The following is a 13652-nucleotide window of genomic DNA, read 5'->3' as shown; positions in this document are numbered from 1 at the left end:
TATCCGGTATTAGCATTCGTTTCCGAATGTTATCCCGGTCTTACAGGCAGGTTACCTACGTGTTACTCACCCGTCCGCCGCTAACCTTACCCCGAGGGGTAAAGTCCGCTCGACTTGCATGTATTAGGCACGCCGCCAGCGTTCGTCCTGAGCCAGGATCAAACTCTCCATATAAGCGAATTGGTTTGCGTGTACAGCCGTGAGGCTGGACATGCAGCATTTCGCAACTTCGGAGCTTTGTATAGCTCATTTCTTACGTTGACATATATCGCTCATTGTTCAGTTTTCAAGGAACAAGTTTGTTTGTTTCATTCATCAACCGCTGCTCTCAGCGGCGACTTTTATAAGATACCACAGGCGCCCGGAACATTGCAAGTGCTTTTTTAATTTTTTTGGTCAGACGCCCGCATCCCTCTTTATTACTTGTAAGACCGCATATTCACCGCATAACGAGACAACTCTTTAGGCGTTGCGATTCGCGCATACATACGGAAAATCACTTTATACCTTCGCGCAATCGCGGTTTTGATATCTCCGTCAAGACGGGAGTCGTTCAAATCCATGAGCATTTCGTCTAGCTCTTTGCGCAGGACGTAATCGAGTTCTTTGCATTCTTTGTCGTTGAATAGTATTCCTAGCATAACGGTATACGGCCCCCTTCGCAGTGTCCGTCCCGACTTCTCGGTCAGGCGGAGCATGTGCAGCCTTTCGCACCAAACAAAAACAGCGTCCCGCGTTGTACCGCGTCGGACGCCGCCTTACTGTTATGCTCAATATATGGAAAATTTATTACAACGAAAGCAGCCATGGCGTAATTGTGCTCTCGATGAGAGCCGCAATGAACAACGTAACCGTTAAAATCACCATCATCGGCACCGATCGAACCATAAGACGCTCGAATTTGGCCCCCCATCCTTCCCGCTTCAGCACGAGCGCGCCCGCTCCTTGAAACATTAGTGCCCCAAAACGCAGTCCATACGCGCAGGCCACCAAGATCGCGGGAATTTCCAAGATCCCGTGAGGCAACAATCCCTTCACGATGAGGTCAAACAAATGCCCTCCCCCGTTCTCGGCTTCAAGTCCGATGATATAGCCGATGACCATACCATTAATGGAGAGGAAAAAGAGCGGCACGATCCCCAGAAACAAACCTAAGTACATGACGAGAATTGCTTTGATCGTATTATTAAGAAAAATGAACACAAGAAAACCCAACGTCGGATTTTCGCTGGTTTGTATCGTTTGGGCGACTTTGCGCAGGCTGTCGATCTGGCTATTGATGTAGTCGTGCAGGCCGGTGTTCGTCGCTCCGAAAACTAGTCCCGCCAAGAAAATGACCGAGCTAAAAATGATGTAATGCCGCATTTCTTTCAGGTGCTTCACGATCTCCTGTCTTGAAAACACGCGTCGTCCTCCTTGTCTTCGGGGTTCAACCGGTATTTTGTCCAAACGCGAATAACTAGGTCGTACGAGCATAGATTGTACTAATACAAGCCCACTGGAGAGGAGAGCCCAGCGCCGATGAACTTGTTTTATGTCATGAACGGCCGAAGGTTGAAACGTTATTTTCTCATTTGCATCGGAATTGTATTTGCCGTTGGCGTCGTCTATGCCGAGAAAGACAATATCACGGTATTCGCCCCCCAACAGCCTGCCGCGATATACAGCATTCCGACGAACAAAAAGATCGTTGCGCTTACGTTCGATATTAGCTGGGGAGACAAGCGTGCCGAGCCTATCCTTACCGTGTTAAAAGAGAAAAAGGTGGGCAAAGCCACCTTCTTCCTGTCCGCGCCATGGAGCAAGTCGCATCCCGATATCGTGAAAAAGATTGCCGCATCCGGATTCGAGATCGGCAGCCACGGCAATAAACACGACTTCTACAGCAGTTTCAGCGACGAAGAAATCCGCAATGAGATTCAAACTGCCCATGCCATACTAGCCGAAGTGACGGGCAAAGCGCCGAAGCTAATCCGCATGCCCAACGGCGATTTTGATAAACGGGTATTGCGCATTGCTGACGAACTCGGTTACAAGGTCATTCAATGGGACACCGACTCGCTGGATTGGATGAATATGGGCACTGCGAAAATCATAAATCGCGTCGTCGGCAAAGTCCACCCTGGCGATATCGTCCTCATGCACGCCAGCGATTCGAGCAAGCAAACGCACGAGGCGCTTCCGGTTATTATCGATCAACTCCGCGCCAAAGGCTACGAGTTCGTCAGCGTGACGGATCTCATCTCGCAAACCGAGCTGCAAGGCAAAACGGTACAAGATAAAACCGCCATGTTCGATGCCGCCGCCGGATATTAAGCCGACAGCAATAACCTCCCCTACAAGGCCGTTCCCGCGCTTGCCGCGGTATCGGCCTTGTCGCTGTTCACAATCCGATGCAGCTGCATAATCAAATAGGAGTTACACACGAACAGCGGGGCAACCATAAATACGATCGTCAGCGGATTGCTATCCTCGCCCATGCTCGGCCATGCCTCAAGCGTCGTACCGACAAAAAGCAAAAACATCGTAGGCATGAATGCCGAGTTGTTCGTCCGCTTCGACTTTAGATACGAGACGAATATCGAAGCCATCAATAACGCAAGCGGCAGCACCCAGAAAAACCAGTTGTTCTGATGCAGCTCGCTCGTCCCATACAGTTTGTAACCTAATCCCCCTACCGCGAACAAGGTGCAATACGCCTGTAGGGTATTCCACAGATACTTCTTACGCAGCATGCCAAGCGCCAAATAGTTAATGGTCAAATACGCGAAAAATCCCAGTTGGCTGAACACGCCGAACAACAATCCGGCCAAGGCCATGTTCAACATGTTAAAGCCGGTTGATTTCATATCCATGAACCCGAATTCATGGTCAAACATCTGCATGATGGAACCGACCACGACCGTTATGCCCGCTCCGATCAAGGTGGTGCTCCATAATAAAAACCACATTTTGCGCAGTGTCACTTTCTGTCACTCCTATACGAAAATTCGTCCTTTGTCCCAAAGACAGATACGGATCAACCGCCCAAACGTCGCCATTCATACGCCTAAACGGGATGAAGATGCACGTACGCTTTATTTTACCATGTTCGCTTTAAAAAGCTACGCCGCGAGTATGATAATCCGTCGAACAATGTCGCATAATAAGCCCATCCATCCTTGCCCCTACGCAGAAGGGAGACGCTTGTTGAATGCGCAATCGTATAGTTTGGCTCACGCTCTGCGTGACGACGACGCTTATGTTAGCCGGCTGCGGCTCAGAACCGCAGAGCGGGTCCAACGAGTCGATGAGCTACAAGGACATGAAGTCGATGGTCATCGATATTCTAAAAACCGAAGATGCCCAAAAGGCGCTTCAGGAATCAGCCGTCAGCACGACGGGCAACAACGGACTTACTTCGAAGTTGTTGACCGTGCAGGACCAGGAAAACGTCCGACTAGCCGTCAAAGAGACGCTGGTGTCGCCCGATTATTACAAAGTCATCGAACAGCTTATGACCGACCCGCGTTTCGCCGGCGAATTCGCCAAAGCGGTGAACAAGCAAAATAAGCAGCTCCACAAGGATTTAATTAAAGATCCTTCTTACCAAGCGGATTTAATTAAGGTGCTGAAAAATCCCGAGATGGAAAAGATGATCCTGGAAGTGATGAACAGTACGCAATATCGCAAGCAAATCTCCACCATCATGCAGGAGTCGATGCAAAGCCCGATATATCGGCTGGAAATCCTCGATTTGTTGAAGAAAGCGGTACAAGAGGAACTGAAAGTGAAACCGAATGAAAAGCTGGAGAAGGCAAGCAGCGGCGGCGAGGAAGAAGAGAAAGCGGCCGAGGGAGAAGGCGGAGAAGAGGAAGGCGGAGGCGGCGAATCCGGCGAGTCCGAAGGTATGGGCGAATCCGGGGGAGGCGGCTCCTCGTAAAGAATAAGCCCGCGCTCGCATAGAAGACAACTTTAGAGTTGTCGACCATGCGAACTGCGGGCTTTTTGTTATTGAGATGTTGCTTTATCGAGCGCCGTCTCTGGATCCGCTTACGCCTCGCATTTCGCGATTACGCGGTCCGCGACTTCCAGATACAGCTGCCCTGTCGAAGTGTCTTCTTTGTATACGGACGGCGAGAAATCAGGTTCCGACACATGGTTATCCGGCGCGCCGAGCGGTATCTGTGCCATCAATTCCGCATTCAACGATTCCGCCAAACGCGCACCGCCGCCTTTGCCGAATACGTACTCCTGCTCTCCGCTCTTCGTTACGTAATAGCTCATGTTCTCGACGACGCCGATAATTTCATGCTCCGTCTTGATGGCCATCGCGCCTGCGCGCGCCGCAACGAACGCCGCCGTCGCATGAGGAGTCGTAACGATGATTTCTTTGCTTTGCGGGATCATCTGGTGCACGTCCAGCGCAACGTCTCCCGTACCTGGCGGCAGGTCCAGTAGAAGGTAGTCGACCTCGCCCCATTCAATCTCAGCAAAGAAATTACGCAGCATTTTGCCCAACATCGGTCCTCGCCACACGATCGGCGCATTATCTTCGACGAAGAAGCCCATCGACATGACTTTCACGCCGAATTTCTCGATTGGAATGACGCGTTCGTTCACGACCGCCGGCCGTTCCTCGATGCCCATCATGTCCGGCACGCTAAATCCGTAGATATCGGCATCGATAATGCCTACGCGTTTGCCTCGGCGCGCAAGCGCTACGGCGAGATTAACCGTGACGGTTGATTTGCCTACGCCGCCCTTGCCGCTGGCCACCGCAATGAAGTTCACGCCGCTTCGCTCGTTCAGGAGCTTGTTCGAATCCATGCCTGCCGCATGCCCGCGAACCGACTCCGTCTGCCCCTGTGCACTTCTCGCGTCGCCAGCGCTTTTAGGCGAGGCGTTCGCGCTTCCTTCTGCCGTATCAGCCTCTTTAAACCGGAAATGGACCGATGCCGCCCCCAGCTCTTTCAAGGCGGTCTGCAGACTGGTCTCTAACGTCTGACGGGTATCTTCGGTTGCACCGAGTACCGTAAGCCGAACGTTATTTTCTTTCACGACTACATCTCGAAAACCGATCGGCGCGCCGCCGGTCGCGTTGGCCGCCACTTGCTCGGCTGTTCGAATAATATCCTCGCGTGTTAACATGTTTGCATTCGTCTCCTCTTCCGGGTGATGCGCTCGTGCTGCAGATTATTGATTGTATGTACGTATCGTTATTATACCATAGTTTATAGGGCTTCCAAGGGCATGAGCTTTAAGCCCCTGGCTTGGCTGGAACCGCCGCGCCCCATTTCTCCCCCGCGCTATAACGCAGGATTCCTTGGTAAATCGATGCAGCCACTTTCTTCTGGTAGTCGGCATCCGCCAGCATCGCGGCTTCTCCCGGGTTGGAGAGGAAACCGACTTCAATTAGCGCGGTCGGTATGGTATCCATCGCTTTCAACAAATAGATGTCGTTCTTCTTAGCCGCTATCCGCTGGGTATTCTCTAGATTTCGCTTAATCTCGTCCTGGATTAGCGCAGCAAGCCTTTCGTTCTCCGGCAGGTTGGGGTAGTAGAACGTCTGAGCACCCGACCACCTCGGCGACGGTATACTATTCATATGAATGGTCACGAACAGATCCGCCCCCTGATCCTTGACGAATTGCGCGCGTCTCACGAGGTCTTCCGTCTTCCGTCTGCTTATCTTCTTCGTGTCTTCGCCCGCTAAATCATAATCGCCTTCGCGCGTCATGTGGACGATCGCCCCAGCCTGCTGCAAATAATCCCGTAGCTGCAGCGCGATCGCCAGGTTCAGGTCCTTCTCGATATCGCCTTGTTTGCTGACCGCCCCGCCATCCACGCCGCCGTGACCGGCATCGAGCACGATTGTTTTTCCCGATAAGGGCATCGTCCAATACGTCCATGTACGCGTCGAGGGTACATCTTGGGATAGCAAAATGACGGTAAGCAGCACCGCGACCATGCCAAGCCCCACCCGCACCGCGCCCCGGTAAGTTATCCAGACCACAAACCGGTTTCGTATCCCGCGCTTCATAACAAAACCACCCCGATCCCAAGCTATAAGAAGTTCCGGCTATGCAGCCTTGTACTCCTTATCACTATATGGGACGAGGTGGTCAGTTATACCTTATACATTGGCAGGTTGTTCAGACATGCCTTCAATGAGAATCTTGGCCACTTCAGGCCTGGAAAATTCCGGTGGCGGACATACGCCTTCACTCAACAATGCGCGTATTTTCGTACCCGTTAGCGACAGATGATCCTCTTTGCCATGCGGACACGTCTTGCTCAAAGCCATATTGCCGCACTTGGTGCAGAAGAAGCTATGTTCGAAGTAGAGCGGCGCAATACCGAGCTCATCAGCCGTGAACGCCTTTATCGACTTCAGACCGGCTGCTTCGACCAGTTTCGATTCGCTTCCGGCTCCGTCGGCAACCTAGTTAACCAGTTCGCTGCCGTGTGGCAAGATGCTGCTCATGTATTCGTTGCCCTCTTATTTATGCAGTCCGCATTCCGTTTTTTCTTGACCCGACCAACGTCCTGCACGAGGATCTTCACCCGGCATTATCTGACGCGTACAATATTCGCAACCAATACTAGGGTAGTTGTTATCATGCAGCGGATTGTATATCACGTTGTTCTCGCGGATGTAATTCCATACGTCCTCATTCGTCCAGCTCGCAAGCGGATTGAATTTAATGAGACCGAATTTCGTATCATATTCCACTTTCTTTGCGTTCGCGCGCGTTGGCGCCTGATCACGGCGGATACCTGTAATCCAAGCTTCGTATTTCGAAAGAATTCTTGTCAGCGGTTCTACTTTACGTATGTTGCAGCAAGCCGTCGCATCCGATTTCCACAACTCCGGACCATGCAGCTCCGCTTGTTCTTCCGGCGTAATAGCCGGCTTTACTTCCACGAATTTCAGCCCGTAACGTTCGATCATTTTGTCGCGCGTCTCGTAGGTTTCTTTGAAGTGAAAATCCGTATCCAAATAGAAGATATCCGTCTTCGGGCTGATCTTCTGCAACATGTCAACAAGCACGACATCTTCCGCGCCAAAGCTGCACGCGAATGTTATGTTCGGGAACGTCTCAATTGCATATTCCAAGATCGCCTGGGGAGACGCATTTTCCAGCTCTTCAGCTTTCTGCTTTACGAGCGCTTCCTTTTCGAAAAGGTTCATCGCTTGTACCTCCGTCATTTGAATTCCAAGTAAGCTGATCAATTATTGTTTTGATTATACGTCCAATCGCTCTATTGTTCAATGCCATATATCCGCCAATATATGAAAAAGGCCCACTCCTGTTACAGAGTAGGCCTTGTCCGAATAAATATTAACGTTTCGAGAACTGAGGAGCACGACGAGCTGCTTTGAGGCCGTACTTCTTACGTTCTTTCATACGTGGGTCGCGAGTCAGGAAGCCTGCGCGCTTCAGCGAACCGCGGAACTCTGGATCTGCCTTAAGCAGAGCACGGGAGATACCGTGGCGGATTGCGCCAGCTTGACCGGAGATGCCGCCGCCGTGAGCAATTACGATCACGTCGTATTTGCTTTCTGTTTCAGTCAGCGCGAGCGGTTGCTTAACGATCAGTTTGAGTGTTTCGAGACCGAAGTATTCGTTCAGGTCACGCTTATTGATTACGATGCGTCCTTCACCCGGCACAAGGCGTACACGTGCCACGGAGTGTTTACGACGACCGGTTCCATAGTATTGAACTTGAGCCATGAAACTGTCCTCCCTCTAATTAACCGCGAAGTTCGTAAACTTCCGGGTTTTGTGCTTGATGCGGGTGTTCCGAACCAGCGTAGACTTTGAGCTTCAGCTTCATTTTGTCGCCGAGGCGGTTCTTAGGAAGCATGCCGTGGATCGCGAACTCAAGGACGCGTTCTGGGTGCTTATTAAGCATATCCGCAGCGGATGTTACTCTCAAACCGCCTGGATACATGGAGTGACGGTAGTACATTTTGTTCTGCAGCTTCTTGCCCGTCAGGACAACTTTCTCTGCATTGATAACGATGACGAAATCGCCAGTGTCAACGTGCGGCGTGAATTGCGGCTTGTGCTTACCGCGAATCAGGCTTGCAGCCTCGCTTGCCAGACGGCCAAGCGTTTTGCCTTCTGCATCGATGACGTACCATTTGCGTTCTACTTCATTCGGCTTAGCCATAAAGGTGGTGCGCATGGATGATCCTCCTTGTTCATATCACAATTCATTCTCATGTATCGTAGAAACGTGAACGTCTCGACGTTTATTAGCTATTGGTTAGGACTTACAGGCGGCGATCTAAGTCGGGGCTGTGGGAGAGCCACTTAGAAAGCACAAGTTATATTCTACTATAACCAGGCTCCATGTGCAAGCAAATTTCGCCGATATTAAAGCAACTATTCCGGGTATTCCACATGCCACAACATAAGGCCATGCGCCATGGCCGTCGGGCCTGCTTTGGTACGGTCGCAAGCCGCTAATATAGCGGGAATATCGCTTGCCGACATTTTCCCTTCCCCAATCGAAATCGCTGTCCCTGCTATAATCCGCACCATGTTATACAGAAAACCGTTACCGGTGACAAATAAGTCGAGCCCGTCTTGATTCTGTACGAGGGACGCATCGAAGATGGTACGTACGTGACTGGACTGCGTCGACTGGGGCGATGCGAACGACGTAAAGTCATGCTCGCCTATAAGCGCGGCCAGACCCTCTCGCATAGCCGCCACGTCCAGAGGGGCATGATGATGAAACCGGTAATGGCGCGTGAACACATTCGGAAATTTGTTCGTATCGATGGCATACCGATATGTCTTCCGCTTAGCGGAAAACCGCGCGTGGAAATCTTCCTGCACTTCTTCCGCGAATTGGATGACAATATCATCCGGCAGCCTGGAATTCAGCGCAATCGCCCAACGGTCAATCGGTATTCGCGATTCCGTATGAAAATTAAACACCTGCGCCCTTGCATGAACGCCGGCATCCGTTCTCCCGGATCCGATAATCCGGATTTCCTCGCCCGTCAGCATGTGGATTCCAGCTTCAAGTTGGTCTTGAATCGTTTTTCCGCTCGGCTGCGTTTGAAAACCATGATAATGCGTTCCGTCATAGGCTACGGTCATTCTGACGTTTTTCATTGTGCCCCTCCTTTCCGCTTCATCGACTTACCGCCTTGGCAACAAAAAAAGGTGGCCGCAAGGTCCACCCTTTCTCATTTACGCACGATCCACCAGTTCCAAATATACCATAGGCGCAGCGTCGCCACGGCGTGGTCCCAGCTTCAGAATCCGCGTGTATCCGCCCGCACGTTCCGAGTAACGGGTGGCCAGTTCGGAGAACAGCTTTTGGATTGCGTCCTGCTCGCCGTTGATCGACTCGCGACGAACGAAAGCCGCTACTTGACGACGAGCGTGAAGATCGCCGCGCTTCGCCAGCGTAATCAGTTTCTCCGCGATTGGACGAAGTTCTTTTGCTTTCGCTTCCGTCGTTTGGATGCGCTCATACAGGAACAAGTCGGTGACGAGGTCGCGGAACAGTGCTTTACGCGAACTAGCGTCACGGCTCAACTTAGAATATGCCATCGATTTTCCCCTCCTTCTAAAGATTTGCACGCGCAAATCTCGCATCGCAGGCTGCTCGCCCGCGTTCTAGTCATACGTGGTGCTATTCTTCCATGCGAAGGCCAAGACCGAGTTCTTCGAGCTTTTCTTGAACTTCCTCGAGCGACTTGCGACCAAGGTTACGCACCTTCATCATGTCCTCTTCGGTTTTCGTGATGAGCTCTTGAACGGTGTTGATACCCGCGCGTTTCAAACAGTTATACGAACGGACCGAAAGATCCAGTTCCTCGATCGTCATCTCGAGTACTTTCTCTTTCTTGTCTTCTTCCTTCTCTACCATGATTTCGGCGTCTTTCGCCTCGTCGGTCAGACCGACGAACAGGTCGAGATGTTCGGTAAGAATTTTCGCCCCGAGGCTAACAGCCTCTTCCGGCCGAATGCTGCCGTCGGTCCATACTTCAAGCGTAAGCTTGTCGTAGTTGGTCACTTGACCAACACGGGTATTTTCGACGCTGTAGTTCACGCGCGTAATCGGCGTATAGATCGAGTCGATCGGAATGACACCGATCGGTTGATCTTCCCGCTTGTTGCGGACCGATTGTACGTACCCACGTCCTCTATTGGCGAAAACCCGCGCATGGAGCCGAGCACCGGAGGCCAAGGTTGCGATATGAAGATCAGGGTTCAAGATCTCGACATCACTGTCGGCCCGAATATCCCCCGCCGTTACGTTACCTTCGCCTTCAGCGTCAATCTCCAGAACCTTCTCCTCATCAGAGTGGATCTTGAGCGATAGACTCTTCAGGTTGAGAATGATTTCAGTAACGTCCTCAAACACACCAGGAACCGTCGAGAATTCATGCAGTACACCGTCGATTTGAACCGAGGTGACAGCTGCACCAGGCAGCGACGACAACAGGATTCGGCGCAGCGAGTTCCCGAGCGTCGTGCCGTATCCGCGCTCCAGCGGTTCGACAACGAAACGTCCGTACGTGCCATCCTCGCTCAGCTCTACGGTTTCGATTTTCGGCTTTTCGATCTCAATCACTTATATACCCTCCTTCAAAACGTCGCTCCGTTACCATGGTCGCTTTGTCGTAAATCATGTAGTATGGCAAACCTTCACAACCATTATTCACAAGTTGCAGGAATTTGATACCACATGAAATCAGACTATACGCGACGACGTTTCGGCGGACGGCATCCGTTATGCGGAACTGGCGTGACGTCTTTAATGAGGTTAACTTCGAGACCTGCTGCTTGAAGCGAACGGATTGCCGCTTCACGGCCAGCGCCCGGACCTTTAACCATGACTTCTACCGCTTTCATGCCATGCTCCATTGCCGCTTTCGCAGCGGATTCAGCAGCCATTTGAGCCGCGAACGGCGTGCTCTTACGGGAACCTTTGAAACCAAGGTTGCCGGAGCTTGCCCAGGAGATCGCATTACCGTGCGGATCCGTGATCGTGACGATCGTATTGTTGAATGTCGAACGGATGTGCGCTACGCCCGACTCAATATTTTTGCGGTCGCGACGTTTGGTACGAACCACTTTTTTCGGTTTTGCCATTTCAGTTATCCCCCCTTATTACTTCTTCTTGTTCGCTACAGTCCGGCGAGGACCTTTGCGCGTACGAGCATTGGTTTTCGTGCGTTGACCGCGAACAGGCAGGCCACGGCGATGGCGAACGCCACGGTAGCAGCCGATCTCGATCAGACGTTTGATGTTCAGGGAAATTTCGCGACGAAGGTCGCCTTCCACTTTAACAGACTTGTCGATCGTTTCGCGAAGTTTGCTTACTTCGTCTTCCGTCAGATCGCGAACGCGCGTGCTCTCGCTGATCCCTGTTTCGTTCAGGATCCGTTGAGCCGTCGTGTTGCCGATACCGAAGATATACGTCAAAGCGATGACTACGCGTTTGTCACGCGGTAAGTCTACACCAGCAATACGTGCCATGTACAGTTATCCCTCCCTTATCCTTGTTTTTGTTTATGTTTCGGATTTTCACAAATCACCATAACATTGCCTTTGCGACGAATGACTTTGCATTTTTCGCAGATTGGCTTGACCGATGGTCTAACCTTCATTGTGATTACCTCCCGAGTTCTTCGTCAGAAGACCCGCTCTTAGAAGGTCTACTTCCGATAGGTAATTCGTCCTCTGGACAAATCGTATGGCGAAAGCTGAATAACAACCTTGTCTCCCGTCAAAATGCGGATAAAATGCATTCTGAGCTTGCCCGATACATGGGCGAGAATTTGGTGTCCGTTCTCCAGCTCCACCTTGAACATAGCATTGGGTAGCGGCTCGACGACCGTACCTTCGACTTCAATAACGTCTTCTTTGGCCACAGTCATTCTCCTTTCCCTTGCGCATACTTCTGAATTGCGTAACGCAGCTTGGCGTTGGTCACACGACCGGTTTCCCGCATACTGTCCGCAACTTCCACGCTGACGACCGGCTGCATCAGAAGATGCATCACGTTCTTTTTTTTCGGCCCATCAAAGCGCCGTTTTGCGCCATCGGCAACAAGAACGAACCGTTCATCGACGATACCGACGATGACGGCATAACCGCCTTCGTCTTTCCCGCTTGTCACCTTGACGATCCGGCCGATCTCCGGCACGTGCTCAGTTCCTCTCACTGCTTATTCCCGCCCTAGCGTCAAAATTTCGCAGCCATCCGCCGTAACAGCTACTGTATGCTCAAAATGAGCGCACCATGAACCATCCTGCGTAACAACCGTCCAATTATCTTCCAAGGTACGTACATACCGTTCGCCAATGTTCACCATCGGCTCGATCGCCAACACCATGCCTGGTTTCAGGCGCGGGCCACGATCCGGCGTACCGTAGTTCGGAATTTGCGGTTCCTCATGGAGGCTTGCGCCGATGCCATGACCGACATACTCGCGAACGACCGAGAAACCAGCAGCTTCAATGACGTTCTGAATCGCGTGCGAAATCGTAAATAGCCGGACATCCGGCTTAACAAGCGCGAGTCCTGCGTAAAGCGACTGTTCCGTCACTTCCAGCAAGCGCCGATTCTCTTCACTAATATCGCCAACCCCATAGGTCCAAGCGGAGTCGCCATGGTAACCTTCGTACTGGGCGCCGATATCAATGCTGATGATGTCGCCATCGTTAAGCTTGCGCGGTCCAGGAATGCCGTGAACCAGCTCTTCATTTACAGAAGCGCAAATACTTCCAGGGAATTGATTGTAACCTTTGAAAGAAGGCGTTGCGCCTTGGCTGCGAATGTACGCTTCCGCGATACCATCGAGCTCTAGCGTCGTAATGCCCGGGCGAATCGCCTGCTTCAGCAAACGATGCGTGTCCGCTACAATACGTCCGGCTTCCCTCATATAACGCAATTCCGCATCGGACTTGCAAATGATCATTCGGCAGATCCTCGCAAGCAGCTTACGATTTCTGCAGTCACATCATCGATTTCTTTCTCTCCGTCTACTTCGCGAAGTGTTCCTTTGCCCGAATAGTAATCAAGCAGCGGAGCCGTCTTCGAGATGTATTCGTCAAGACGCGTTCCGACTTTGGCTTCCGTATCGTCTGACCGTTGATACAGCTCGCCGCCGCATTTATCGCATACGCCTTCTTGCTTCGGCGGGTTGAACATTACGTGGTAAGTTGCGCCACAGGATTTGCAAATGCGACGACCGGTCAGACGCGCAAGCAGCAGACCGCGATCAACTTTCAAGTTCACGACATGGTCAATGCTACGGCCCATCTCAGCCAGCATTCCGTCCAGCGCTTCCGCTTGTTGAAGCGTACGAGGAAATCCGTCGAGCAAAAAGCCGTTGTTGCAGTCTTCCAGCAGCAGACGGTCGCGAACGATGCCGTTCGTAATCTCGTCTGGTACGAGCAAGCCCTGGTCAACAAACTCTTTTGCTTTTTGGCCAAGCGGCGTTCCTTGTTTCATTGCCAAACGAAAAGCATCGCCGGTCGAAATATGCGGGACATTGAACGTATCGACGATCCGCTCGGCCTGCGTGCCTTTACCTGCGCCCGGAGGACCCATGAATAAGATGTTCATTAGCGCCTTCCTCGCTTTACGCCAATAGGCCGCAGAAGGGTTCCGACACAACGACGAAGCGCG

General features: G+C 51.8%; 20 protein-coding genes, 1 rRNA gene and 1 pseudogene. 2 read left to right on the top strand and 20 right to left on the bottom strand.

The genetic code is table 11. The features are described from left to right. The 3 genes from BCM02_RS34515 to BCM02_RS34505 form a co-directional block, all read right to left on the bottom strand. Positions 1-174: ribosomal RNA gene (locus BCM02_RS34515) — 16S ribosomal RNA — on the bottom strand; the annotation flags it as partial. A gap of 245 nt (positions 175-419) precedes the next feature. Beyond that, the gene (locus BCM02_RS34510; protein WP_148933656.1) at positions 420-641 is read right to left on the bottom strand and encodes a hypothetical protein; all 222 of its coding nucleotides are present in this window, start codon (positions 639-641) and stop codon (positions 420-422) included. A gap of 148 nt (positions 642-789) precedes the next feature. Then, entirely contained in the window at positions 790-1404 is a 615-nt protein-coding gene (locus BCM02_RS34505; RefSeq protein WP_246183688.1) for a stage II sporulation protein M, read from the bottom strand. Between the two features lie 117 nt (positions 1405-1521). On the opposite strand from BCM02_RS34505, the gene pdaB reads away from it, so the two are divergent. Further along, positions 1522-2316 (top strand): polysaccharide deacetylase family sporulation protein PdaB, encoded by a 795-nt coding sequence (gene pdaB, locus BCM02_RS34500; RefSeq protein ID WP_148933654.1) that lies wholly within the window; start codon positions 1522-1524, stop codon positions 2314-2316. Positions 2317-2336: 20 nt separating this feature from the next. Here pdaB and BCM02_RS34495 read toward each other — a convergent pair whose 3' ends face one another. Next, positions 2337-2966, bottom strand: coding sequence for a KinB-signaling pathway activation protein (locus BCM02_RS34495; protein WP_187434564.1), 630 nt, complete (start codon positions 2964-2966; stop codon positions 2337-2339). A gap of 227 nt (positions 2967-3193) precedes the next feature. Between BCM02_RS34495 and gerD the strand changes: the two genes are divergently transcribed. Continuing rightward, positions 3194-3922: a spore germination lipoprotein GerD gene (gerD, locus tag BCM02_RS34490; protein WP_148933653.1), complete on the top strand. Its 729-nt coding sequence runs from the start codon at positions 3194-3196 to the stop codon at positions 3920-3922. A 110-nt stretch (positions 3923-4032) separates the two neighbouring features. Here gerD and BCM02_RS34485 read toward each other — a convergent pair whose 3' ends face one another. The 16 genes and pseudogenes from BCM02_RS34485 to BCM02_RS34410 form a co-directional block, all read right to left on the bottom strand. Continuing rightward, on the bottom strand, positions 4033-5130 hold the full coding sequence (locus tag BCM02_RS34485) for an Mrp/NBP35 family ATP-binding protein (RefSeq protein WP_148933652.1): 1098 nt from the start codon (positions 5128-5130) through the stop codon (positions 4033-4035). Between the two features lie 109 nt (positions 5131-5239). Beyond that, on the bottom strand, positions 5240-6022 hold the full coding sequence (gene cwlD / locus BCM02_RS34480; RefSeq protein WP_148933651.1) for an N-acetylmuramoyl-L-alanine amidase CwlD: 783 nt from the start codon (positions 6020-6022) through the stop codon (positions 5240-5242). A 93-nt stretch (positions 6023-6115) separates the two neighbouring features. Continuing rightward, a pseudogene (gene sat, locus BCM02_RS34475) lies at positions 6116-6361 on the bottom strand (sulfate adenylyltransferase); the annotation flags it as partial. Between the two features lie 120 nt (positions 6362-6481). Next, positions 6482-7174: a phosphoadenylyl-sulfate reductase gene (locus BCM02_RS34470; RefSeq protein ID WP_148933660.1), complete on the bottom strand. Its 693-nt coding sequence runs from the start codon at positions 7172-7174 to the stop codon at positions 6482-6484. A 151-nt stretch (positions 7175-7325) separates the two neighbouring features. Then, entirely contained in the window at positions 7326-7718 is a 393-nt protein-coding gene (gene rpsI / locus BCM02_RS34465) for a 30S ribosomal protein S9 (protein WP_148933650.1), read from the bottom strand. A 19-nt stretch (positions 7719-7737) separates the two neighbouring features. Continuing rightward, the gene (gene rplM, locus BCM02_RS34460) at positions 7738-8175 is read right to left on the bottom strand and encodes a 50S ribosomal protein L13 (RefSeq protein ID WP_148933649.1); all 438 of its coding nucleotides are present in this window, start codon (positions 8173-8175) and stop codon (positions 7738-7740) included. Between the two features lie 200 nt (positions 8176-8375). Continuing rightward, positions 8376-9116 (bottom strand): tRNA pseudouridine(38-40) synthase TruA, encoded by a 741-nt coding sequence (gene truA / locus BCM02_RS34455; protein ID WP_148933648.1) that lies wholly within the window; start codon positions 9114-9116, stop codon positions 8376-8378. Between the two features lie 78 nt (positions 9117-9194). Further along, positions 9195-9560, bottom strand: coding sequence for a 50S ribosomal protein L17 (gene rplQ / locus BCM02_RS34450; RefSeq protein WP_148933647.1), 366 nt, complete (start codon positions 9558-9560; stop codon positions 9195-9197). 82 nt (positions 9561-9642) lie between these two features. Further along, positions 9643-10587, bottom strand: a complete 945-nt coding sequence (locus BCM02_RS34445) for a DNA-directed RNA polymerase subunit alpha (protein ID WP_148933646.1) — start codon at positions 10585-10587, stop codon at positions 9643-9645. 125 nt (positions 10588-10712) lie between these two features. After that, a complete protein-coding gene (gene rpsK / locus BCM02_RS34440; RefSeq protein ID WP_148933645.1) occupies positions 10713-11108 on the bottom strand; it encodes a 30S ribosomal protein S11 in 396 nt (131 codons plus the stop codon). 18 nt (positions 11109-11126) lie between these two features. After that, positions 11127-11495, bottom strand: coding sequence for a 30S ribosomal protein S13 (rpsM, locus tag BCM02_RS34435; protein ID WP_148933644.1), 369 nt, complete (start codon positions 11493-11495; stop codon positions 11127-11129). Between the two features lie 17 nt (positions 11496-11512). Then, positions 11513-11626: a 50S ribosomal protein L36 gene (gene rpmJ, locus BCM02_RS34430; RefSeq protein ID WP_003333770.1), complete on the bottom strand. Its 114-nt coding sequence runs from the start codon at positions 11624-11626 to the stop codon at positions 11513-11515. A gap of 48 nt (positions 11627-11674) precedes the next feature. Then, positions 11675-11890, bottom strand: a complete 216-nt coding sequence (infA, locus tag BCM02_RS34425; protein WP_006037922.1) for a translation initiation factor IF-1 — start codon at positions 11888-11890, stop codon at positions 11675-11677. Positions 11891-11892: 2 nt separating this feature from the next. Then, positions 11893-12165, bottom strand: a complete 273-nt coding sequence (locus BCM02_RS34420) for a KOW domain-containing RNA-binding protein (RefSeq protein WP_148933643.1) — start codon at positions 12163-12165, stop codon at positions 11893-11895. A gap of 21 nt (positions 12166-12186) precedes the next feature. Continuing rightward, positions 12187-12939 (bottom strand): type I methionyl aminopeptidase, encoded by a 753-nt coding sequence (map, locus tag BCM02_RS34415; protein WP_148933642.1) that lies wholly within the window; start codon positions 12937-12939, stop codon positions 12187-12189. Further along, positions 12936-13589, bottom strand: a complete 654-nt coding sequence (locus BCM02_RS34410) for an adenylate kinase (protein WP_148933641.1) — start codon at positions 13587-13589, stop codon at positions 12936-12938. Before BCM02_RS34410 ends, map begins: the two co-directional genes overlap by 4 nt. Positions 13590-13652 lie beyond the last annotated feature (63 nt).

The organism is Paenibacillus methanolicus (assembly GCF_008124765.1).
In the GTDB taxonomy this organism is placed as follows: domain Bacteria; phylum Bacillota; class Bacilli; order Paenibacillales; family Paenibacillaceae; genus Paenibacillus_Z; species Paenibacillus_Z methanolicus.
This window is presented reverse-complemented; position numbering and strand designations above follow the sequence as displayed.